Source organism: Aminobacter sp. UC22_36 (assembly GCF_044056035.1).
Classification (GTDB): domain Bacteria; phylum Pseudomonadota; class Alphaproteobacteria; order Rhizobiales; family Rhizobiaceae; genus Aminobacter.
The window spans coordinates 4,364,741-4,385,295 of sequence record NZ_CP171996.1 but is presented as its reverse complement, the minus strand read 5'-3'; the positions used below and the strand labels follow the sequence as shown (position 1 = coordinate 4,385,295).

General features: G+C 63.7%; 17 protein-coding genes. 10 read left to right on the top strand and 7 right to left on the bottom strand.

The genetic code is table 11. The features are described 5' to 3' along the window. Positions 1 to 2: 2 nt before the first annotated feature. Genes ACHMW7_RS24905 through ACHMW7_RS24895 form a run of 3 tightly spaced genes read right to left on the bottom strand, consistent with a single transcriptional unit; the run spans position 3 to position 3,444 of the window. Positions 3 to 1,118 (bottom strand): metallophosphoesterase, encoded by a 1,116-nt coding sequence (locus ACHMW7_RS24905; RefSeq protein WP_395448097.1) that lies wholly within the window; start codon positions 1,116 to 1,118, stop codon positions 3 to 5. Positions 1,119 to 1,163: 45 nt separating this feature from the next. Beyond that, the gene (locus tag ACHMW7_RS24900) at positions 1,164 to 2,477 is read right to left on the bottom strand and encodes an O-antigen ligase family protein (protein WP_395448096.1); all 1,314 of its coding nucleotides are present in this window, start codon (positions 2,475 to 2,477) and stop codon (positions 1,164 to 1,166) included. Beyond that, positions 2,446 to 3,444, bottom strand: coding sequence for a glycosyltransferase family 2 protein (locus tag ACHMW7_RS24895; protein WP_395448095.1), 999 nt, complete (start codon positions 3,442 to 3,444; stop codon positions 2,446 to 2,448). The genes ACHMW7_RS24900 and ACHMW7_RS24895 overlap by 32 nt, the downstream gene beginning before the upstream one ends. A 168-nt stretch (positions 3,445 to 3,612) precedes the next feature. On the opposite strand from ACHMW7_RS24895, the gene ACHMW7_RS24890 reads away from it, so the two are divergent. The 3 genes from ACHMW7_RS24890 to ACHMW7_RS24880 are packed head-to-tail and all read left to right on the top strand — an operon-like array spanning position 3,613 to position 6,448. Next, positions 3,613 to 4,788, top strand: coding sequence for a glycosyltransferase (locus ACHMW7_RS24890; protein ID WP_395451431.1), 1,176 nt, complete (start codon positions 3,613 to 3,615; stop codon positions 4,786 to 4,788). Between the two features lie 2 nt (positions 4,789 to 4,790). Continuing rightward, complete coding sequence (locus tag ACHMW7_RS24885) at positions 4,791 to 5,564, top strand: WecB/TagA/CpsF family glycosyltransferase (RefSeq protein WP_395451430.1); 774 nt, start codon at positions 4,791 to 4,793, stop codon at positions 5,562 to 5,564. Positions 5,565 to 5,575: 11 nt separating this feature from the next. Then, positions 5,576 to 6,448, top strand: a complete 873-nt coding sequence (locus tag ACHMW7_RS24880) for a DUF6492 family protein (RefSeq protein ID WP_395451429.1) — start codon at positions 5,576 to 5,578, stop codon at positions 6,446 to 6,448. A 3-nt stretch (positions 6,449 to 6,451) separates the two neighbouring features. Here ACHMW7_RS24880 and ACHMW7_RS24875 read toward each other — a convergent pair whose 3' ends face one another. Continuing rightward, positions 6,452 to 7,747 (bottom strand): lipopolysaccharide biosynthesis protein, encoded by a 1,296-nt coding sequence (locus ACHMW7_RS24875; protein WP_395448094.1) that lies wholly within the window; start codon positions 7,745 to 7,747, stop codon positions 6,452 to 6,454. A gap of 164 nt (positions 7,748 to 7,911) precedes the next feature. On the opposite strand from ACHMW7_RS24875, the gene ACHMW7_RS24870 reads away from it, so the two are divergent. The 7 genes from ACHMW7_RS24870 to ACHMW7_RS24840 all read left to right on the top strand — a co-directional run bounded on the left by ACHMW7_RS24870 (position 7,912) and on the right by ACHMW7_RS24840 (position 16,306). Then, positions 7,912 to 10,227 carry a GNVR domain-containing protein gene (locus ACHMW7_RS24870; protein WP_395448093.1) on the top strand — a complete coding sequence of 772 codons (2,316 nt, stop codon included), beginning with the start codon at positions 7,912 to 7,914 and terminating at the stop codon, positions 10,225 to 10,227. 112 nt (positions 10,228 to 10,339) lie between these two features. Next, positions 10,340 to 11,236, top strand: a complete 897-nt coding sequence (gene folD / locus ACHMW7_RS24865) for a bifunctional methylenetetrahydrofolate dehydrogenase/methenyltetrahydrofolate cyclohydrolase FolD (protein WP_395448092.1) — start codon at positions 10,340 to 10,342, stop codon at positions 11,234 to 11,236. Between the two features lie 71 nt (positions 11,237 to 11,307). Then, complete coding sequence (locus ACHMW7_RS24860; RefSeq protein WP_067967057.1) at positions 11,308 to 12,270, top strand: GlxA family transcriptional regulator; 963 nt, start codon at positions 11,308 to 11,310, stop codon at positions 12,268 to 12,270. Positions 12,271 to 12,343: 73 nt separating this feature from the next. Further along, complete coding sequence (locus ACHMW7_RS24855; RefSeq protein WP_395448091.1) at positions 12,344 to 12,805, top strand: VWA domain-containing protein; 462 nt, start codon at positions 12,344 to 12,346, stop codon at positions 12,803 to 12,805. A gap of 139 nt (positions 12,806 to 12,944) precedes the next feature. Beyond that, positions 12,945 to 13,991 (top strand): hypothetical protein, encoded by a 1,047-nt coding sequence (locus ACHMW7_RS24850; RefSeq protein WP_395448090.1) that lies wholly within the window; start codon positions 12,945 to 12,947, stop codon positions 13,989 to 13,991. A 349-nt stretch (positions 13,992 to 14,340) separates the two neighbouring features. Beyond that, a complete protein-coding gene (locus tag ACHMW7_RS24845; RefSeq protein WP_395448089.1) occupies positions 14,341 to 15,870 on the top strand; it encodes an ABC-F family ATP-binding cassette domain-containing protein in 1,530 nt (509 codons plus the stop codon). 88 nt (positions 15,871 to 15,958) lie between these two features. Next, positions 15,959 to 16,306 (top strand): MliC family protein, encoded by a 348-nt coding sequence (locus ACHMW7_RS24840; protein ID WP_395448088.1) that lies wholly within the window; start codon positions 15,959 to 15,961, stop codon positions 16,304 to 16,306. Here ACHMW7_RS24840 and edd read toward each other — a convergent pair. From edd to zwf, 3 genes are all read right to left on the bottom strand, one after another. Further along, positions 16,303 to 18,126, bottom strand: coding sequence for a phosphogluconate dehydratase (gene edd, locus ACHMW7_RS24835; RefSeq protein WP_395448087.1), 1,824 nt, complete (start codon positions 18,124 to 18,126; stop codon positions 16,303 to 16,305). The genes ACHMW7_RS24840 and edd overlap by 4 nt on opposite strands. Positions 18,127 to 18,255: 129 nt before the next feature. After that, on the bottom strand, positions 18,256 to 18,957 hold the full coding sequence (gene pgl, locus ACHMW7_RS24830; protein ID WP_395448086.1) for a 6-phosphogluconolactonase: 702 nt from the start codon (positions 18,955 to 18,957) through the stop codon (positions 18,256 to 18,258). A gap of 5 nt (positions 18,958 to 18,962) precedes the next feature. Beyond that, positions 18,963 to 20,432: a glucose-6-phosphate dehydrogenase gene (gene zwf, locus ACHMW7_RS24825; protein ID WP_395448085.1), complete on the bottom strand. Its 1,470-nt coding sequence runs from the start codon at positions 20,430 to 20,432 to the stop codon at positions 18,963 to 18,965. Between the last annotated feature and the right edge of the window lie 123 nt (positions 20,433 to 20,555).

The following is a 20,555-nucleotide window of genomic DNA, read 5'->3' as shown; positions in this document are numbered from 1 at the left end:
CTTCAGCGTGTGTGATCCAGAACCTTGCTGAAGGCGTTGGTGAAGATGACGCTGCCGTGCGGGCCGGCTTCCACCAGCGCAACATCCATGAAGGTGTCGGTCACGCGGACCACGGCAAAGCCGCCCATGAAGGCTGCCTTCGGTTTGAACAGGTCGAGCCTGTCGCGCTTGTAGATCATCGCAGTCTCGTGCTGGTGGCCATGGAAGACGCCAATCACGTTAGTGCCGTCGATCACCTCAAGCAGTGCGTGCCGGTCGTCGTCGCTCCACCAGTGCGGCTGGCCGCTGCCGGAATCGTCGAACCTGTGGGCATCCGGGTCCCATCTCTCGATCGAGAAACGGTCCCAGCCATAGTGCTGGAACAGGATCACCGGTCGGCCATCGCCGGCGAAGGTTTTGAGATCCTGTTTCAGCCAGCCGAGCGCGCTGACGGCGCCCCTGGAGGTGTCACCAGCAAATCTGTGCATCTGGACAAGGTGCAGCCCGCCCCAGTCCCATGAATAGCAATCGGACGGCGCGTCATAGTTGCTGGCAGGCACCGGCGGCTTGAAGAATACGCTTGGGCGGTGGTTGATCTCGACATAGTCGCGCATCTCGCGCCGATACCAGTCGACATGCGGCGGCGGACCATCCTGGTCGAGGTCGTGATTGCCGAGCCCGACATAGACAGGCACATGCACCCGGTCGGGGCCGTTGCCTTCCTGATAGCGCTGGCTGAACTGCAGAAGCTGCGTGCCTTCATGCGGTTGCGTCACCTGTCCGCCGCCATCGTCGGTCATGTCGCCGCCGATCACCAAGCCAAGCGGCCGGTCGATCCTTTGGCCAGCGCTCGCCAACCCGCTCGCCACTCCGCCGATCTCGCGCGGCCATGCGAAGGCGCCGACCCCGTTCAGCGCTGCGATATGCCGGCGCAGGTTCTCGTCGGTCTTGCCTTCTGCCTGGCAATGCGGGCTCAGGCCGCTGGCCATGCGGCAGGCGTGGATGTCGGCGGCAAAAAGAAACGTCGCGTCGATCTTCGGCCATTTGGCACTTCGCGCCGCCCGAACCGGGAGCAACGCGGTGAAGCCGACGCCGAGCGTCTGGGCGAGCATCCAGCGTCTGGAAACAACGGCGACCATGGCGCGAGCATGTCTCGCTCCCTGGGCCGGATCAAGAGCCTGGCGTCAGGCGCTCGACTTGTGGACCACCATGCGCGACACCATCCTCAGCCCCAGAACGCCCAGGACGAAGAACATCCAGACCGGGTCGATGCGGCGGAAGAAGAAGCTTTCGAGGAAGGCGTTGAGCGCGGTGAACAGCACCACCATCATGAAGAAATCGCCGAGGAAGACATTTTCCTTGTAGAGCGGGATGCGCATGTAGTCACGCAGCGGTGCGATCAGGAAGACATAGACGGCGACGGCAAGCGCAGGCAGGCCCATGGTCACCGCGATGTCGATGTAGCCGTTGTGGCCGTGGACGATGAAACGGATGTCCCAGCCCTGGTCGAAGGCATGGCCGATGCCGGTCACCAGAGGCGTGCGCCAGAAGCTTTCGTAGCCATATCCGAACCAGGGTTTCTGCGCGATCATCTCGCCGGCAAAAGCCCAGACCGTCGTGCGCCCGGTATAGGTGAGTTCGGGGAAATGGTGTGCCGCCAGCTGCTTCAGCGGCTCGATGAAGACGATGCCCAGCGTGGCCAATGCCGTACCGATGACGGCCAGCGCAAACAGCACCGGTGTGCCGAGCCGCATGCCGACCAGACCGGGCAGCAGCACCAGCATGATCGACAGCGGTACCAGCCCGGCCGTTGTCTTCGACCCGGTGTGGATCATGAAGAACATGGACATCGCCAGCAGGACGTAACCCGACCAGCGCCAGTGTCGGCGGATCAGATAGATGCCGGCGAAACTGAAGCAGGCCATGACTGGTGCAGCGATGTTCTTGTGGCTGAAGGCGCCGCGCCACAAGCCGGAATGCTCGGGTTCGAAGCCATCGGCGCCGTGGATTGCCACGCTGGGATACAGGAAGACGCCGGCATAGCTCAGCCCCACGACGAAGAAGCCGGCGACGACCAGCACAGTCGAGAACGAATCGCCATCACGCGGCAATGCGAGCACGGTTGCCATGGCGATGATGCCGATGAGCGTGAAACTTGCCGCCCGGAACGCCGCGCCAGGGTCGGCCGCTTCACCGACGGAGATCAGGAAGAAGCACAACAACACGGCCCAGGGCAGCCCGGCAATGGCGCGAAGCCGGCCCGGACTGGCCATCGTCGCCAGCGAAAAGATGGCGAAAGCGCCAAGCGATCCGAAGCCGAGCTGGTTGACGATGTCGCCCCCCTCGACGGTGACGGCGCCAGCCGGCTGGAACGGCCTGAACGACACGATGACGATGGTCAACACCATCGCCGCGATCGCGGTGGCGATGCCTGATGCGGTGAACGCCGCCGACAGCGGCGCCGTGTCAGTTCTTTTCAGGCTGGCGATATTGCTCATTGGCATAACCAAACTCGGCCATCACACGGCCAAGTGCCACATGGATCGGGTACACGGCTACAGACGGCGAGCCGGTGGCGGCGAGCCGCTTCAGCGCGCGCAACGGCGAGGCGGCAAGCAGTGCCAGGCTTTTCAGAAAGACGCGCGTATTGGCAAACGGCGTGCCGGCATATTTCTTCTTGGCGACCAGGGTCGAGATAACGCCGTTGCGCAAACCACGCGCGCGGATCCAGTCGGCCTCGGTGCGCCGTGCCGGAACCGTCTCGAACAGTTTCGCTTCCGCGCACCAGCCGAGCTTGAAGCCTTTCTGCGCCGAGCGGCTCAGGAAATCCGAATCGCCGCCGCCCATGAAGTTGAAGCGCAGGTCGAGGAAGGGTGGGCCCATGGCCAAAAGTACGTTCCGGCTGACCAGGAGGTTTCCGGAGGAGTACAGCGCACCGACCGGACCGGTGACGCCATAGGGTGGCGCAAAGACCGGATGTGTCGCCCAGACCTGGTGTGCCGGATCGGCGAACACCGGTACCTGCGGTCCGCCGACGATGTCGACGCCGAGGCGTTCTGCAGCCGTGCACATGGTGTCGAGCCACAGGGGATCGGCCAGTTCGTCGTCGTCGACGACCAGCAGCCGGGTGAAATTCGGAAAGCGCAGCAAGGCTGTGTGCCAGCCGGCATTGTAGGCGCTGCAGTTGCCGCGCTCATGCGCGACGATGACCAGCCCGGTCATCGCACCGCTTTCAAACAGCGGCAAGGCTGCGCGTTTGCCTTCGGTGCCTTCGTCATCATTCTCCATGACGATCACTGCGAAGCTGCGCGCGGTCTTTTGTTTGGCCAGCGAATCGAGCGTTGCCAGCAATTGCTGCGGCCGGCGAAAAGTCGGCAGCGTGACCACCACCTCGACGTCGTCCACCGCCAGAGCAGGCGAAGTGCCGGCAATGGTCACGGACTGGAGCGGAGGTAGAGCATTCATGAAAAGACGCCGGTTGTTGATGCCTCGTCCCTATCACGCGCGCCATAACGGTCAGTTAAACAACCGATCAGCCAACGGCCGATTGGCGGACAAGTTCCACAACCGGCTGAAATTGCTTAATGAAGACTTCACCGCGCACTGCTAGGGCATAGGCAGGAACTTGTCGTGATGCATTTGCTGTTTGCCACATCCATCGTGCCTGACGGAGCACTATCTTCGGGCTACGAGATCGCCAACCAGGCGATCATCGATGCGCTTCGCCGGGCCGGCGTTCGCGTGACCGTGCTTGGCTTTGGCTGGCCCGGCAAGGCGCCGTCCGATGCCGAAAACACCATCTTGCTCGGCTCGCTCGACGTGCGCACCGATGCGGCGCCCTTGCAGCTCAAGCTTGCCTGGCTGGCAAGCGCGATTGCGTCGGGGCTGACATTCGCCTCGGCCAAGCTGCGTATCGTCTCCGATGAAACGGTGCGGCAGGCGATCGAGGCGGCAGGGCCGTTCGACGGCTACATCCTCAATTCGGTACAGATGGCCGCTGCGTTCGAAAGCATCTTTCAGGACCGGCCCTCGATCTTCGTTGCGCACAATGTCGAGTTTCGCTCGGCGGCGGAAAATTCGCGCGCCGCCAACGGTGCTTTTCAGCGCCTGCTGTTTCGCCGTGAGGCAAGACTGCTCGAAGTCATCGAAAAGCGTTTGTGCCGCAATGCGAGCTTCGTCTTTACCCTGGCCGAAGAGGACCGCGCGGAGTTGGGCGTTGCCTCCGACACGCGTTCGGTGGCCCTGCCGCTGGTCACTCGCTCGGAGCTTTCAGCCAGCCATGGCAAGCGCGCCATCGACTGCGACGCGGCCCTGATCGGTACCTGGACCTGGGAGCCGAACCGCATCGGTCTCGACTGGTTCCTCGCCAAGGTCGTGCCGCATCTGCGCAACGATTTCCGGATCCATATCGCCGGCAGCGTCCCGGCTGGCGTGTCCTCGCCCCATCCCGGCGTCAAGTTCGTTGGCCGGGTGCCCGATGCCCAGGCCTTCGTGCGTGGCGCGGCTGTCATTCCGCTCGTCAGTACGTCGGGCAGTGGTGTCCAGCTCAAGACCATCGAGACCTTCGAACTGGGCTTGCCTTCGGTGGCAACCGCGCATTCGCTGCGCGGCATCGCCTACAAGCCGGACAATTGCACCATGACCGACGATCCCGTAGCCTTCGCCAAGGCGCTTGAACGAATCGTCGATCAGAAGGTCGCCGACGTTGATGGTTCGGATTTCCACCGCCGGCAGATATCAGCCCTCGACCGGGCGGTGGCGCTTGGCCTCGCCAAGCTTGGTGCGGGCGCACACGAGGTGGCTGCGTGAGCATGACGATCCCGAAAGCGGCCACAACCTACCGCAGCATTCTCGGCATCAAGGTCGCCAGCCTGCGGCGCGACGAGGCGATCTCGCTGCTGTCGCAACTGATCAAGGAAAGGACCTTCACCAAGGTCAGTTTCCTCAACGCCCACAATGCCAATATCGCTTGTTCCGACAAGGCATTCGCGGCGGCGCTCAACGACTTCCTGGTTCTCGCCGACGGCATTGGTGTCGATATCGCCGCGCGCTGGCTTTATGGCGCACCATTTCCCGACAACCTCAACGGCACGGATTTCGTGCCTGCCCTGCTGGAAGCGAGTAGCCGGCCGCTGACGGTTGCGCTGCTTGGCGCCAAGCGTGCCAATGCCGAGCGCGCGGCCGAGCGCTTGAGCCAGATTGCCCCGCATCACAACATCGTTGTTGTTCATGACGGGTTCTTTACGGCTGAGCAAGAGCCTGAAATCGTCGCGGCCATTGGCGACCTGCGCCCCGACATATTGCTTGTCGCCATGGGCGTGCCGCGCCAGGAATTGTGGATCGCGCGCAACATGGGGCCCAAACATTGTACGCTGCCGATCGCGGTCGGTGCGCTGCTCGATTTCCTCAGCGGGTCGGTTCCGCGTGCGCCCGAGTGGATGCGCCAGCTTCGCCTCGAATGGCTGTTCCGCCTGCTCATCGAGCCTGGTCGGTTGTGGCGTCGCTATGTCGTCGGCAATCCGCTGTTTCTGTTTCGCGTGCTGCGACAGAAACTCGGCGGGCGAGGCGGAGGGAAGCGCTCTTGAACGCGAAGAGCATGTCGGCCCCGGATGCGGCGCTGGTGACGGCGAGTTACGCTGCCGATTTCGAGCGCTGCCGCCTGCTGTGCGAGACCGTCGACCGCCATGTCGCTGGTGCCTCGCATCATTATCTGTTGGTCGAGCATCGAGACGTGGCGCTGTTTCGGCAACTCGAAAGCAATCGCCGCACCGTCATCGACGAGCGCGAGCTGTTGCCGTCCTGGCTGCGCGACATTCCCGACCCGACAAGCCTGTTCAAACGCCGCATCTGGCTGAGCCTCAAGGCACCGCCGCTGCGCGGCTGGCATGTACAGCAATTGCGGCGCATGGCCATCGCCGAACGGATCGAGCAGGAGACGCTCGTTTATGTCGATTCCGACGTGGCTTTCCTCAGGCCGTTCGATTGCGCTTGGTTCTGGCGCGATGGCGAACTGCGCCTGTTCCGGCGCGACAATGCTTTGCTCAACCCCGGCCACGACAACCATCGTATCTGGTCCGCGAATGCCGCCGCTGTGCTTGGCATCGCTGCGCCCGAAATTTCACCGCACGACTACATCTCGACGCTGATCGCCTGGCGCCGGTCGTCCGTGCGCGACATGCTCGCCCGCATCGAAAAGGTCAGTGGGCGGCACTGGGTCGAAGCGGTTTGCGCACGGCGCAAGTTCTCCGAATGCATGATCTACGGCCGCTTCGTCGATGAGGTCGTGGCCGGGGCGGGGCACTATGTCGGCTCGCAGGAGTTCTGCCGGGTCCACTGGACCGGCACGCCGCTCACCGATGCGCAATTCGAGACCTTTGTCGCCGAGATGTCACCGGAGCAGGTGGCGATCGGCATGCAGTCGTTTATCGGTACCGATCTTGGCCGTATCCGCAGGCTTGTCGTCGCCTGAGGCCTAGACTGCCTTGGCCGGCCGCCGCAGCGCCGTATAGGTCACCGCTGCCGATGCGAGATAGAGCAGCGCGAACATGCCGTTCAGCGACCATATCAGTGTCTCGGTGTCGGCGATCCGCAGCAGCAACATCGACAACAGCGCGGCTTTCAATGCGGCCTGCATGGCAAGGCTGCCGGCGCGGATCAGCGTCTGGCCACGCGCGAACAGCAGTTCGGCGTGATACTCGACGAGGTTGCGCAAGGCCGGCACGAACAGCGCCAGCCCGATCAGCGGCGCAGCCTCCGAAACATTGCGCCCGAGGAAGTTGGGGTAGAAGTGCAGCACCACCGCCAAAAACAGCAAGGCGGAGGTGGAAACGATCAGGATGCCGCCTTCGATGCCGGCCTTGATCTTGAACTTCTCCAGCATCCCAGGTGCGCGCATCATGCGTTGCACCAGCATCATCGAGAAGGTGCGGATCGGAATGGCGGTGAGGTCGACCAGACGCATGACGATGGCATAGATGCCGGCGAGATGCGGACCGCCCATGGCCAGCACCAGCAGCTTGTCGAACTCCATCTGCAGGTAAAACAGCACTTCCGCGCCGGCGACATAGATCGAATCCGAAAGCCGCCGCCAATACAGGTCTGGCGTCAGCCTGAGTCGCTGGCGTGGGTAGAAGACGCCGAAAGCCAAGGCCAGGGAAACGAGATTTGAGGCAATGTAGAACCCGGCCCAGGCCTCGACCGTGTGGCTCGGCCACAAGACGAACAGCGCCGCGGCGGCAGCCCTGATCGCCGTGGTCAGGATTGCCAGCACCGCCGCGCGGCCGAAGCGTCCAAGCCCGTTGTTGACGATCATCGCCACTTCGACCGGCCGCCACAACAGTGCCTCGGCGAAGATGACGGCGGCAAAAATACCGGCGGGCAAGGTGGTCGAAAAAAACAGGAACCAAGTCAGCGCGGAGGCGGCGACGAGCAGCGGCAACGACAGTACGGCAAGCAGCAGGAAGCCCGCGGTATAGCTGCCGATCAGCCGCGGCCGGATTGTCGCCGTGCGGTAAAGTGCGGAGATGAAGCCGAAGGCCAGCGTTCGCGACAGCATGACGCCTGCGGCGGAAGCCGTGGCGAAAAGGCCGAAATCGGCGATCGAGAGCGTGTTTGCGAGTGCGATGAAATAGATCAGCGAAAAGACCAGCCGTCCGGCCGAGCCGCTGATCGCCGAGAAGTAGTCGCGCAGAATCGCGCGCCGCTGCGTCACGAAACTGCCGATCCGGTCGCGCAATGGCCTGCGCGGTATGTCGTTCGCCTTGGTCATGATCCAGTTGAACGATAAAACTCAAAGCTTAATGTGCCGTTCTGCGCAGAACCTCTATATGCTGCCGCAAAGTAGGAATTAACCTTTTGTTTCCCATGTCTGTTTAGCGTGGGTTAACGACCGGACAGCTGATCCGGCCTGGACTTTTGGAAGCAGCTCGAACCATGGCCGAATCTGGAAACCGCGACGACTGGAGGCGCAAGCGCTCGTTGCTTGCGCTGGACCGGGACGACGCTGCTCCGAAGCAGCGGGGCTCTTCGCTGCTGTCGATGTCCACGGAAAACGACGGGCAAGAAGATTTCCAGGATCCCGCGACGCGCCATCGCATGGCGCGTTTTCGGCGCGAGGCCGAACGTGCCGCGCGCGAGCAACTGGCCGAAACGACACCCGTAGCACCGGCGCAATCGATCGACGAAAGGGCCCCGAGCAGCGCTGCGCCGGAAACGCCCAGCGACAAGCCGGCACCGGTTTCGTCATCGATGACCGGCAACTGGCGCGACAGGATGCTCGACCCCTCCACGCCTGCGGCGCCGGCGATGGTTCAGCCCGCGGCGCCTGCCGCGGCGTTCGACGAGCCCAGTGACCACGATGATGTCCGCTGGAAGCCGCTGATCGACCCGATGGCGGTCATTGGCGGCATTACCCGTTCCAAGCTTTTGATCGCCTCGACGACGCTCGCCGGGGCGCTTCTTGGCGTGGCCCTCGCGCTGTCGACGCCCAAGAAATACGAAGCGTGGACCGAGATGATCGTCGATCCACGCAATCTGAGGCTTTCGGACAAGGAGCTGACCGTCGGCGATCTACCGTCGGATGCGACCTTGGCGGTGGTCGAAACCCAGGTGCGCAGGCTGACCTCCGGCTCGGTGCTGGTCAAGGTCGTCGACAAGCTCAACCTGGCCGAAGATCCAGAATTCAACGGAACGGCTGGCGGCGGCTTCAGTGTCGGCGGGTTTATTCGTTCGCTGATCTCTTCCAACGACAAGGCCGCAAGCGATGACCCCGGGCGGCGCCACTCGCTGGCAGCGGAACACCTTTATGAGGCGTTGACCATCCAAAGGGACGTCAACACCTTCGTCATCTCGATCGGGGCGAAGACGGAGGATGCCGAGAAGTCGGCGCTCATCGCCAACACGATGACCCAGGTCTTCATGCAGACCTTTGGCGAGCTGCAATCGGGCACTGCCGGACGTGCGACCGACGAACTCAATGCCCGCCTCGACGAAATGCGCAAGTCGCTGGAAGCCGCCGAACGCAAGGTCGAGACCTTCAAGGCCGAGAACGAGCTTATCAATCCGCAGGGCCGACTGATCACCGATGACGAGATCCAGCGGGTCAACGACCAGCTGACGGCGGCCCGCGCCCGCACGCTCGAACTCAATGCGCGCGCTGCGTCTACGCGTGACCTCGGCATCGACTCGGTGCTTTCCGGCGCCTTGCCCGAGGCGATCAGCTCGCCCGCGATCACCGAACTGCGCGCGCAATATGCAGCGCTTACCCAGGAAGCCGACCGGGCTGCGGTCAGGCTCGGCCCGCGCCACCCGGAGCGCCTGGCGGTCGAAGCCCAATTGAGCGGCGCGCGCGAACGCATCGCCACAGAACTGCGCCGGGTCGCGGCTTCCATCCAGGTCGAACTCAAGCGCGCCGTGCAGACCGAGCAGGAGCTTGCCGCGCGGCTGGCCCAGCTCAAGATCCGCCAGGGCGACGTCGGCGGCGAGATGGTCACGCTTCGCGAACTCGAGCGCGACGTTACCGCCAAGCGCGCCGTCTATGAGGGGTACCTGCTCAGGGCTCGCGAGACCAGCGAGCAGAAGGATATCAATTCGGGCAATGTGGCCATCATATCGCCGGCATCGCCCCCGCTGCAGTCGACAGGTCCGTCGCGGGCGATGATCTCGCTGGGCGGTATGCTGCTCGGCTTCGCCTCTGGTGTGGGTATCGGAGCGCTGCGCGGGGCACTTCAGAGTCTGCGCGACACTGCCAACCGGCGCGGTCGCTCAAGGCCCCGGCCACGTCGCGAACAGGCAACGGCAAACAAGCAGCCAGACAATCGCGGCGAGGCACCTGCGCCAAAGGCTGAAACGGCTCCTGCACTGCAGCCTGGCCCGGCTGATCATGCCGCTGCCGAGCCGGTGATGCCTGCACCGCCAATGCAGCCACAATCATGGCCGCCGCAGCCGATGCAGACGCAACCTGCGCAGCAGCTTCCGCAAGGCGGCTTCGTGCCGTCCTATTCGCCTCATCCGCAGCCGGGCTATGCAGCGACGCCGCAGCCGGGTTACGCCACGCCGTATCCGTATCCGCCGGCGCAGCAACCGGCGGGCTACTACCCTTGGCCGCCTGCGCCACCGCAGACCCCGCAGCCGACGCAGGCCGAAGCACCCGCGCCGCAAAACCAGATCGACGAGATCAGCGAAAGCCTGCGCGAGGTTCGCAAGGAGTTGAACCTGCTCAGGGAGCGGCGCTCACGCCGCTACTTCTGAAATTCTCCCACGCGGTTTCGAGTTTACGGCACCGGACGCCGCAATGGCGAGGTTGCGGGTCGAAAATTTGATGACAATGCCGCTTCGAAAGAAGCAGCAGACGGAGTAGGCCATGGCTGAGATCATTGACGGAAAGAGTGTCGCAGCCGAGGTCGTCGAAGGCGTCAAGAAGTCGGCGGCCAACCTTGCCACGCATGGCGTGACGCCGGGCCTGGCCGTGGTCATCGTCGGTGAGGATCCGGCAAGCAAGGTCTATGTCGCCAACAAGTCGCGCACCGCCAAGGAATGCGGCTTCCACTCGGTCCAGCATACGCTCGCCGCCGAAACCTCCGAAGCCGATCTCGTCGCCCTGGTCGAAGCGCTCAATGCCGATCCCGCGATCCATGGCATTCTCGTTCAGCTGCCGCTGCCCGGCCATATCGATGGCGGCAAGATCATCCAGACGATCGCGCCCGACAAGGATGTCGATGGCTTCCACTTCATCAATGTCGGCAAGCTCGCCACCGGCGAACTCGACACGGCGCTGGTGCCTTGCACGCCGTTCGGCTCGATGCTGTTGATCGAGCGCAAGCACGGCAAGGACCTGTCGGGCCTCAACGCCGTCGTTGTCGGCCGCTCCAACATTGTTGGCAAGCCGATGGCCAATCTCCTGCTGGCAGCCAATGCCACCGTGACGATTGCCCATAGCCGCACCAGGGATCTGCCGGCGCTTTGCCGCACCGCCGACATTCTGGTCGCAGCCGTTGGCCGGCCGGAAATGGTCAAGGGCGACTGGGTCAAGCCAGGTGCCACCGTCATCGATGTCGGCATCAACCGCATCCCGGCGCCCGACAAGGGCGAAGGCAAGTCCAGGCTGGTCGGCGATGTCGAGTTCGCCTCGGCTGAAAAGAGTGCCGGTGCCATCACGCCGGTTCCCGGCGGTGTCGGGCCGATGACAATCGCCATGCTGATGGCCAATACGCTGGTGTCGGCCTATCGCCACGCCGGCCTCAAACAGCCGGGGTTTTGAATGAACGCGGCGTTGTTGAAACCGGCGCCGCTTCCTTGCCCAAACCGGCGCGTTCTGTAGATTTGGCCTCCATGTCAGAGCCCCACCCCGAAGGCCGCCAGTTCGCTTTCCTGCTGGTCGACAAGTTCTCGATGTTCTCGCTGGTGGCGGCAATCGACACCTGCCGGTCGGCCAACCGCCTGCTTGGCCGCGACGTCTATGGCTGGACCACGGTTTCGGCCGACGGCGAGGCGGTGATTGCCTCGAATGGCTTGCCGCTCAAGGTCGACTATTCCGTCGCCGACGTGCCGGCGGTGGACATCATGTTTGTCTGCGTCGGTGTCGCCACCGAATTTCCCGGCAAGAGCAAGGTGCTTGGCGCACTCCGCTCCTGGGGCCGGCGCGGCGCAGCACTGGGAGCGCTTTCGGTCGGCTCTTACCTGTTGGCCGAAGCCGGCCAGCTCGATGGCTACCGCTGCACCATCCATTGGGAAAACCGTGCCGGTTTCATGGAGAAGTTTCCCGATATCGAGTGCACCAACAATGTCTTCGAGATCGACCGCAAGCGCTATACCTGTGCCGGCGTCACCACCTCGATCGACCTGATGCTCGAAATCATCAAGCGCGACTTCGGCGCCAACCTTGCCAATGAGGTCGCCAACCAGTTCCAGCATGAGCGCATCCGTTCGGCCGGCGACCGCCAGCGTGTCGGCCCCGAGCGCGATCTCACCGGCAAGTCCGACAAGCTCAAGCGCATCGTCGAACTGATGGCCGATCATCTCGACGAGCCGCTGTCGGCGGTGCAATTGGCCAAGACTGCCGGGCTGTCCGTCCGGCAGGTCGAGCGCCTGTTTTTGCGCCACCTCAATGTCACGCCGGGGCGTTATTACATGCGGCTCAGGCTTGAGCGGGCACGGGAACTGCTGCGCCAGACCAACATGCCGATCCTCGATGTGGCGATCGCCACCGGCTTCACCTCGCATTCCTATTTTGCCCAGAGCTACCGGCTGCAGTTCGGCCGGCCACCAAGCGAAGAGCGCCGCACCACCTATTGATCGGCTTCAGGGTTGTCAGTCCAAGGACCGTTGTTTAGCTTCGCGGCATTCAACTGAATCGGCGAGGGGCAGCATGAAGGCGTTTACACGAGGCATCCTGGCGTCTGTCCTGATGCTGTCGCCAGTAGCGGCGGCAAATGCCGCCGACCGCGCCATCATCGTGCTCGACGCGTCCGGGTCAATGTGGGGCCAGATCGACGGCAAACCCAAGCTGGAGATCGCTCGCGAGGCGCTGCGCTCGGTGCTGACCACCATATCAGCCGACACCGAGCTCGGCCTGATGGCCTATGGTCATCGCGAAAAGGGCAGCTGCACCGACATCGAACTGGTCGTTCCGCCCGCCGCCGGCTCGGCAAGCGCCATTACGGCTGCTGCCGACAGCATGAAGTTCCTCGGCAAGACACCGCTGTCGGCTGCCGTCAAGCAGGCCGCCGAAGACCTCAAATACACCGAGGACAAGGCGACGGTCATTCTCATCACCGACGGAACTCGAGACGTGCAACGCCGATCCTTGCGCGCTCGGCAAGGAACTTGAGCAGTCGGGCGTCGATTTCACCGCCCATGTCGTTGGCTTCGGGCTCACCGCCGAGGAGGGCAAGCAGGTCGCTTGCCTCGCCGAAAACACCGGCGGCAAATATATCCAGGCCACCGACGCCAAGGGCCTCGAAGACGCTTTGGTCCAGACCGTTGCGGCACCCGCACCTGCCCCCGAGCCGGCGCCAGAACCGGCCAAGCCGGAGTTCAACTTCATCCCCGAGCTGACGCTGGCCGAAGGCGCAGCACCCTTGACGGATGCCGGCAACGCCTGGGAAATCTACAAGGCCAATGCCGACGGCACCAAGGGCGAGCGCGTCACCACCGAATACAACAACTACAAGGGCTCGCTGGAAGCCGGCGCCTATGTCATCCGCGCGACGCTTGGCGAAGCAGCTGTCGAGCAGCCACTTAAGGTGGAAGCCGGCCAGGCCTACAAGCCACTCTTTGTGCTCAACGCCGGTACGCTGATCGTACGCCCGCGTCCCAGCGAGGGCGCCGACATCGTCGATGGCGCCGCTGTCGTGATCGATTTCCCCGGCGGCGACCATCCCGCGACCTATTACGGCCAGACCAAGGTTGTCCTGCCGGCCGGTGAGCAGAAGGTGAAGGTCAGCATCGGCCAGGGCGAGGCCAACGAGACGGTTCAGTTGGTCGCTGGCCAGACTGTGGAGAAGGACGTTATCGTCGGCGTCGGCCATGCCGTGGTCAACGCGCTGTATGCGGCAGGCAGCGAGAAGGTCGATGCGTCCGGGCTCGACGTCAAGGTGTTCAAGGCCAAGAAGAAGATCGACGGTAGCCGCGAACAGGTGACCTACGCCTTCGGGCCGGATTCCAAGTTCGATCTTCCAGCCGGCGACTATGTTGCTGTGGTGAAGATGGACCAGGCCGAAACCGAGCAACCCTTCAATGTCAGGGTCGGCGAACGTGGCGATGTGACGGCGATCCTCGACGCCGGCGTCTTGGCCATCAGCGCCCCGGGCGCCAAGACGATCAAGGTGTTTTCGGCCAAGAAGGACATCCAGGGCAATCGCAAGGACTTCGGGCTGGCCTACGACGAGAAGCACCAGACCACCTTGCCCGCCGGCGACTATGTCGTAGAGGTTGACCGCGAGGCCAATGGCGGCAAGAAGGAAGGCACTGCCACCGTCCACGCCGGCGAACGCAGCGAAGTCACCATCCAGTAGGATTGCAACTTGCGGCAAGCGCGGCTATTCAGGTCGCGCAACTCGAACAACGAAGGAGGGCTGCGTGTACACGTTTTTTCGTCACCACCGTCAGCGCGGCCCTGTCCACGCCCTGCAAATGCGTTTGCAGGGCTGACCTCGGACGACGCGCCAACCGCATCGACCCAAAAATCGGCTTCGATTTTTGGAAAGTAGTTGCGGGACCAATCCAGCGTATCTCTCTCCCGGTCTGCCCTTGGTGGTGATGCGGCGTTGTGCCTCGTGCTCGACCGCATCTGGATAACTCACCGGACCTGGTTCCCCGCTAGATCGAATGCGGGCGACGGTCTGGACAGACCAGAGAACTGACATGGCATTGATCAATCTGAGGTCGCTTGGCGTAACGCTTGGTGCTCCGCTCTTTTCCAATCTCAACCTTTCCATCGAGCCAGGCGATCGGCTTGGCATCGTCGCTGCCAATGGCCGCGGCAAGTCCACGCTGCTGCGCTCGATCACCGGCGCTTTCGAACCGACGGCGGGCGACATCACCCGTGCGCGCGGCTTGCGGGTTGGCCATGTCGAACAGGACGTGCCAGCCAGCCTAAGCGGTTTGGCATTCTATGATGCGGTGCTGCAGGCCTTGCCACAGGATCAGGCGGACAGCGAAAGCTGGCGCGTCGACATCGTGCTCGACGATCTTGATGTGCCTGAGGAACTGCGCCAGCGCCCATTGTCGAAGCTGAGCGGTGGCTGGCAAAGGCTGGCCATGCTGGCGCGCGCCTGGGTGACCGAGCCGGACATGCTGCTGCTCGACGAGCCGACCAACCATCTCGACCTTGCCCGCATCAGCCAGCTCGAAGGGTGGCTGAATGCGCTGCCGCGCGATGTGCCGGTGGTGATCTGCAGCCACGACCGCGCCTTCCTCGATGCTGTAACCAACAAGACGCTGTTCCTGCGCCCGGAAAATTCGCAGGTGTTTTCGCTGCCCTATTCCAGGGCGCGGGACGCGCTTGACGAGATCGACGCGTCCGAGGCGCGCCGTTTCGAGAAGGACATGAAGACCGCGCAGCAGTTGCGGCGGCAGGCGGCCAAGCTCAACAACATCGGCATCAATTCGGGTAGCGACCTGCTGGTGGTGAAGACCAAGCAATTGAAGGAACGGGCCGAGCGCATCGAAGAGAGCGCGCGTCCCGCCCATCTGGAGCGGTCGGCTGGTACGATCAAACTCGCCAACCGTGGCACGCACGCCAAGGTGCTGGTGACGCTCGAAGATGCGCCCGTCACCACACCAGACGGCACGCTGCTGTTCAGGACCGGCAGGCTGTGGCTTCGCCAGGGCGACCGCGTCGTCCTGCTCGGCCGCAACGGCACCGGCAAGACACGGCTGGTCAACATGCTGAGACGCGCCATCGCCCAGCCGGATGACGCCGTCGACGGCATCAAGGCGACACCGTCGCTGGTGCTGGGTTATGGCGACCAGGGTCTCTCCGACCTCACCGACAAGGATACGCCGCTGGGCGTCCTGACGCGCCGCTTCGAACTCGGCGAGCAGCGCGCCCGCACCTTGCTTGCCGGCGCCGGCATTGTTGTCGACATGCAGTCGAACCCGATCGGCCGTCTTTCAGGCGGTCAGAAGGCTCGGCTCGGCATGCTGGTGCTGAGGCTGACCTATCCCAACCTCTACCTGCTCGACGAGCCGACCAACCATCTCGACATTGACGGGCAAGAGACGCTGGAGGACGAATTGCTGAAGCACGAGGCGAGCTGCCTGCTGGTGTCGCACGACCGCAGCTTCGTCCGCGCCGTCGGCAACCGCTTCTGGTTGATCGAGAAGAAACGCCTGGTCGAGGTCGAGAGCCCGGATGGCTTCTTCGCCGACGTGGCAAAGAACGGCGCCTAGCATCTGTCACATGCCTGCCGCGGCTTCGGTTTCGGCAGGCATTTGGCTCATGCTATCGTCTGCCCAGCGAGCAACTCGGGAGACTGTCATGCGCCTGACCTTCACTGCGATCATTCTCGCCGTAGCGACCAGTGCCGCAACGGCTTCGGCCGTGACGCTGGAGTTGCCGGGCAACGCGCCGGTCGAGCGCAGTGCAGTCGTCTACAGATGCGGCGACCGCGATGTGAAGGCCGAATACATCAACGCCGGCGACAATTCGCTTGCCGTGCTCACGATCGGCGACGAGACGATCGTAGCCGTGACGGTGCTCAGCGGTTCCGGCGCCAAATACGCCGGCCAGCACTATGTCTGGTGGACCAAGGGCGACAACGCCGACCTCTACGACCTGACCAAGGGCGAGGATGCGCCGCCCTTGTCTTGCACAGCTTCTGGCTAGGCCGTCCCGAACACGCTCGCGCCGTGGTCGGCGCGGCCGGCCATCTGGCGGAAGCCGGCGAACAGCTCGCGGCCCATGCCATATTCGTTGCCGGAGAGGTCGCAGACCGGAGCAGGGCGCAGCGCCAGATCTCCGGCCGGGACCAGCACTTCCAGCGTGCCTTCCTCGGCGTCGAGCCTGACGATGTCGCCGTCATGGACGCGGCCGATCGGCCCGCCTTCGAGCGCTTCCGGGGTCACGTGGATCGCCGCCGGCACCTTGCCCGACGCGCCCGACATGCGGCCGTCAGTGACGAGCGCGACCTTGTGGCCGCGGTCCTGCAGGATGCCGAGCACGGTGGTCAGCTTGTGCAGTTCGGGCATGCCGTTGGCCTTGGGGCCCTGGAAGCGGATGACAGCGACGAAGTCGCGGTCGAGCAGCCCGGCCTTGAAGGCGTCGTTCAGGCCTTGCTGGCTGTCGAACACCACAGCAGGCGCTTCGATGATGCGTCGCTCGGGTTTCACCGCCGAAGTCTTGATGATGGCATGGCCGAGATTGCCGCCGAGCACCTTGAGGCCGCCGCTCGGCTGGAATGCCTTGGCTGCCGGCGCCAGCACCTTCTCGTCGCCGCTTATCTTGGGGGCCGCCTCGCGCACCACCGAGCCATCGGCACCCAGTTTGGCCTCGACCGCATAAGGGCGCAGGCCTTCACCCCAGACGGTTCGCACGTCCTCATGCAGCAGGCCGACGTCGAGCAGCTCTCGGATCAGGAAGCCCATGCCGCCGGCTGCCTGGAAGTGGTTCACGTCCGAAAGTCCGTTCGGATAGACGCGCGCCAGAAGCGGCACCGCGTCCGACAGGTCCGAAATGTCCTGCCAGGTCAGCCGGATGCCGGCGGCTGCCGCCATGGCGATCAGGTGAATGGTATGGTTGGTCGACCCGCCGGTGGCGTGCAGGCCAACGACGCCATTGACCACCGAGCGCTCGTCGATCATGCGGCCCACGGGAATGTATTCGTTGCCGAGCGCCGTGATCGCCAGCGCGCGCTTGGCCGCCTCGCGGGTCAGTGCGTCGCGCAGCGGCGTGCCCGGATTGACGAAGGACGCGCCGGGCGTGTGCAGGCCCATGATCTCCATCAGCATCTGGTTGGAGTTGGCGGTACCATAGAAAGTGCAGGTTCCCGGGCCGTGATAAGACTTCGATTCCGCTTCGAGCAACTCGGCACGACCGACCTTGCCCTCGGCATAAAGCTGGCGGATCTTGGCTTTCTCGTCATTGGGCAGGCCCGACGTCATTGGCCCGGCCGGCACGAAGATCGCCGGCAGATGGCCGAAGGTAAGGGCTGCTATCACAAGACCCGGCACGATCTTGTCGCAGACGCCGAGATAGACCGCCGCATCGAACATGTTGTGGCTGAGGCCGATGGCAGCCGACATGGCGATGACGTCGCGCGAAAACAACGACAGCTCCATGCCCGGCTGACCCTGGGTGACACCGTCGCACATCGCCGGCACACCACCGGCCACCTGGGCGATGCCGCCTGCCTCGCGTGCGGCATCCTTGATCAGCTGCGGGTAGGTCTCGAACGGCTGATGCGCCGACAGCATGTCGTTGTAGGAGGTGATGATGCCGATATTGGCGACCTTGTCGCCGCCAAGCGCCACCTTTTCCGACGGGCTGCAGACGGCGAAGCCATGCGCGAGGTTGCCACAGGACAGCACGCCCCGGTTGGCCGTCTTGCCGGCGGCATCATCGACACGGCCGAGATAGATCTCGCGGCTGACCTTCGAGCGTTCGCGGATACGCTCGGTGATGGCTTGGATATCGTTCCTGGTGGTCATGGCCTTGGTCCTTTCAACTCGGTGCCCGAACCGGGAGGAGCTTCGGGCTGGCGCATGATCCCAGAGATCATGCCTGTTCAACGCGTCACAGCACCTTTGCGGACGCCGGGCACGGCACGAGCGCCCGTCTCAGGGCGCCCAGTAAATCTCGGCGGCGCGCGGCGCCCGGTCGAGCACGGTGCAGATCGGCAATGCTTTGTCCGCCGCCAAGGCCGCCTCGATGACGTTGCGCTTCTCCGCGCCTTCGATGTGGACGACCACAAGCCCGGCACCGACCAATACCGGCAGCGTCAGCGTCAGCCGCGGTTCGCCGGCGGTTCCCGAATGCACTGGCATGACGATCCGGTTCGATGCCGGATCGAGCAGGGCGCTCAGGCCTTGCGCGTCTGGGAAGAACGAGGCGGTGTGGCCGTCGCCGCCCATGCCGAGGATCGCCGCATCGAGCGGCCAGGGCAGGGCGCGGATCTCCGCATCCGCCGCGTCTGCGCCCCGTTCAACGGTTGTGGCCTCATGGAACAGCGGCGCGAAGCGTGCGGCGGTCGCCTCGTTCTGCAACAGGTTCGCCTTGGCCAGCGCTGCATTCGAACGCGGCGAGCTTTCAGGCACGAAGCGCTCGTCAACGAGCGTCACCGTGACCTTGCTCCAGTCGAGAACCTGCCGCGACAATGCTGCGAAGAAGCGGCCGGGAGTCGTGCCGCCCGATACGGCGAAAAAGGCTTCGCCGCGGCGCGAGATCGCGGCCTTCAACGCGTCGGCGACGGTACTCGCGAGAGCCGATGCCAGTTCTTCCCGGGTCGCAAACTCGTTCCAGTGGGGCGCTATGCCAGCCATGGCGCTCAATTGCTCTCGTGCCAGGTGCGGCCGTCGCGTTCGATCAGGGCGATCGAAGCCGACGGGCCCCAGGTGCCGGCGGTATAGCCCTGGGCCTCCTGACGGCTGCCTTCCCAGGCGTGCTGGATCGGGTCGATCCATTTCCATGCCGCCTCGACCTCGTCGCGGCGCATGAACAGCGTCTGGTTGCCACGCACGACATCCATGATCAGCCGCTCATAGGCGTCGGGCGCACGACCGTCGAAGGATTGGGCAAAGCTCATATCGAGCGGGATCTGGCGCAGGCGCATGCCCCCCGGACCTGGATCCTTGATCATGATGAACTGCTTGACGCCCTCGTCGGGCTGCAGGCGGATCACCAGCTGGTTGTTGAAGATTGGCCCGGCGCTCTCGCCGAAGATCGAATGCGGGATCGGCTTGAACTCGATGACGATCTCGGAGACGCGCGATGCCAGCCGCTTGCCGGTGCGCAGGTAGAACGGCACGCCGGCCCAGCGCCAGTTGGCGATCTCGGCCTTGATCGCAACGAAGGTCTCGGTGTTGCTGTCGGCGCCGAGTTCTTCGATGTAGCCTTTGACCGGTCCGCCGGCGGAGGCTCCGGCGCGATACTGGCCGCGCACTGTCTGCTTTGGCGCCTCATTGCCGTTGACGCGCTTCAATGCATTGAGAACCTTGAGCTTCTCGTCTCGAACCGCATTCGCCTCCATCGAAGCGGGAGCCTCCATGGCGACGAGGCAGAGCAGCTGAAGCATGTGGTTCTGCACCATGTCGCGCAAAGCACCGGCCTTGTCGTAATAGGTGACGCGGTCCTCGAGGCCGACGGTTTCGGCGACGGTGATCTGGACGTGGTCGATATGGGCCGAGTTCCACAACGGCTCGTAGAGCGCGTTGGCAAAGCGCAGCGCCATCAGGTTCTGCACCGTCTCCTTGCCGAGATAATGGTCGATGCGGAAGATCTGGTGCTCGCCGAAATCGTCGCCGATGATGTCGTTCAGCGCCTTGGCCGACTCGAGGTCGCGGCCGATCGGCTTCTCGACGACGATGCGCGAATCCGGAGTGACCAGCTTGTTTGCCTTGAGGTGGTCGGAGATGTCGCCGAACAGGCTGGGCGCCACAGCGAGATAGAAGACGCGGATGCGCTTGCTGTCGCCCACCGAAGTCGTCAACTCGGCAAAGCCGTCGCCCGACTTGGCGTCGATGGTGACGTAGCTCAGCCGGTCGAGGAAGGTCGCGAGCTCCTTTTCCTCGATATATTCCGGCTTGACGTGGTCGGAGATCGCCTTCTTGGCGAAGGCGCGAAATTCCTTGTCGTCCATCTTGGTGCGCGACGCGCCGATGATGCGGGTCGGCTCGGAAAACTGGTGGTCGCGCTGACGATGATAGAGCGCCGGCAGTAGTTTGCGTTCCGACAGATCGCCGGTGCCCCCGAAAATGATGAAGTCGAAGGGATCGACGGGGATGATCTGGCTGGTCATGTTCTATCCGTTTTCAAGACGGTCGTGATGTCGACGACCGATATATGCTAATCGATTTAAAAGCGCCAGTGCCTCGGTGTCACAGTTTCGTTTTCGACATAGCGATCATACCGGCCCAACATA